This is a genomic window from Pseudoalteromonas sp. CR1, from assembly GCF_019392235.1.
Lineage (GTDB): Bacteria > Pseudomonadota > Gammaproteobacteria > Enterobacterales > Alteromonadaceae > Pseudoalteromonas.
The window spans coordinates 1-248 of the sequence record NZ_JAHXRM010000495.1; the positions used below are offsets into that span (position 1 = coordinate 1).

General features: G+C 59.7%; 1 protein-coding gene. It reads left to right on the forward strand.

The annotated features are described in order from the left end of the window. A partial coding sequence (locus KZZ04_RS20295) for a hypothetical protein (protein ID WP_219424049.1) occupies positions 1 to 248 on the forward strand: 248 nt, incomplete at both ends.

The window sequence follows — 248 nt, forward strand, 5'->3', positions numbered from 1 at the left end:
TACGCCATTGCCGCGGAGCGCGAGCAGGTCGGCGCCGACCTTAAGGTAATCGTCAATAACCGCCTCAGCGAACTCAAAGGCAAAATCGACGCTGCCCGTGCCAATTACGAAACCGAAAAGGAATCCAAAATTGCCACCCTGCTGGAGGCCGACCGGCTCAAGCGTGCCCGTTTGCAGGATGAACTCAGTGCGCTGCGCCTGCAGATGAAAATGGAGCGCACCGACCGCCTGGCAGAACTGGCCGAGGC